The organism is Okeania sp. (genome assembly GCF_983059655.1).
Map to the genome: position 1 here is coordinate 1,992 of NZ_CEZPJD010000750.1, position 1,900 is coordinate 3,891.

2 protein-coding genes are annotated in these 1,900 nt (G+C 32.1%); both read left to right on the plus strand.

Translation table 11 applies throughout. The features are described from left to right. The first annotated feature begins 159 nt into the window (after positions 1 to 159). Positions 160 to 738: a thylakoid membrane photosystem I accumulation factor gene (locus tag AC3DU7_RS27785; RefSeq protein WP_488042493.1), complete on the plus strand. Its 579-nt coding sequence runs from the start codon at positions 160 to 162 to the stop codon at positions 736 to 738. Between the two features lie 376 nt (positions 739 to 1,114). Next, the coding region (locus AC3DU7_RS27790) for an alpha/beta fold hydrolase (RefSeq protein ID WP_488042494.1) at positions 1,115 to 1,900 on the plus strand (786 nt) is incomplete at its 3' end.

Genomic DNA, 1,900 nt, shown 5'->3' on the forward strand with positions numbered 1-1,900 from the left:
AGATAATTAGTTATAAAAAAGTCTTTGTTTGTATTTGTACTTTAGCACCGAAAATCTAGCAGCACTGAAGCGCAACTACAAGCTTCTATTAAAAGTATTTTATAAAACATGATATAATTCACTTCTAACTTACTTACAAAACCTAACATATATAAAATTATGCTGAATCTAACACAACAATTTTCATGGCAAAAAATTATCTCTACTTTATTGAGTTTTTTATTAGCTATATTTTTATTACTACTAATAGCTACTCCCACTGCTTTAGCAAGTCTAAATGATGATAGATTTGATGGTAATATTTTTGCCCTTTATGCTGGTAATGGTTCTCTTGTACCTGCTAGAGTAACATTAAAAGAATCTCTCAAAAGTTCTAAACCTGCTCTCTTGGTATTTTTTCTAGATGATAGTAAAGATTGTAAACAATTTTCGACTGTAGTTTCTCAACTTCAAGCATTCTATGGTCGTGCAGCTAGTTTTATTCCTGTTAATGTAGATTCTATTATTAATCCTATAACTGATGACTCTACAAAATCAGCTTATTATTATGAAGGATTTGTACCTCAAACTGTTTTAATTGACCAAGAAGGAAAAGTTGTTTTAAATGCTAAAGGTCAAGTTGCTTTTGAAAAAGTAGATGATGTTTTTAGAGAAGTTTTTGATTTATTACCTCGCTCTGAATCTGTTGAACTTAAACGTAGAATTGTTAATGAAGTAAATATTGAGTTGAGTAATTAGGTAAGCATTCAGCGGTCAGCGGTCAGCTATCAGCTATTAATTTATTGTCTTTAGTATTTTTGTCATTATATTAAGAGCGAATGCCATTTACTAACGAAGAGCTGCCGCTAACGCCCCCACATATAGCGTTTTCAAGGTGAGTTTGGGTAAATCCTGATTTAATTGTTAATATATGTAGCTCATATATACTATATCCTTATTTCAAGCCTCTGACTTTCTTAAGGAATGCTGCGTAAATAGGTAGAGGTACTGATAACTGATAACTGAAATGACCCTGCTTTCCTTCCTTTACCGAATAATTAAGGTTTAAAGCCTCTCTTTTCAAGGAGAGGTAATTGTTAATTATTAATTATTAATTATTAATTGTTTAATGCCAATGTATCCTGATTTTTTACCAAAATTAACTGAAAGTTTGACTGAATCTACATCTATTTCTTTTGCTCAAAATATTCAGTATCAGTCAATTTCTACTCCTCTAATTTCTCAAGCAATTAATACAAGTTTTGTCTCTCAAGGTGAAGGTAATACTCCGATTTTATTATTGCATGGTTTTGATAGTTCTATTTTTGAATTTCGTCGCCTTTTACCATTAGTTGCTGCTCAAAATCAAACTTTTGCTGTTGATTTATTGGGGTTTGGATTTACAGATAGATTACCCAATTTGAAAATTAATCCACAGGCGATACTCACTCATCTTTATTCTTTTTGGAAAAGTTTGATTAACCAACCTATTATTTTAATAGGTGCTTCTATGGGTGGTGCTGCTGCTATTGATTTTACTCTAAATTACCCAGAACTTGTGAAAAAATTGGTATTAATTGATAGTGCTGCATTGAAAAATAATCCAATTATTAGTAGGTTTATTTTTCCTCCACTTGACTATTTCGCCACAGAATTTTTGCGTCGTCCCCAGGTACGAGCAAATATTAGTCGTAGTGCTTATTTTGATAAAAGTTTTGCCACTTTAGATGCTAATATTTGTGCCAGATTGCATCTAGAAATGCCTGGTTGGAATCAAGCTTTAATTTCTTTTACTAAGAGTGGAGGCTATGGTAACTTCAAACAAAAATTGCCTGCTCTACAACAGCAAACATTGATTTTGTGGGGAGAAAGTGACAGGATTTTAGGTACTGGTGATGCTGGTAAATTTGAGAGAGCGATC

Coding starts and splice junctions, on each gene's coding strand:
- AC3DU7_RS27785 (WP_488042493.1), top strand. CDS start 160: ATGCTGAATCTAACACAACAATTTTCATGGCAAAAAATTATCTCTACT.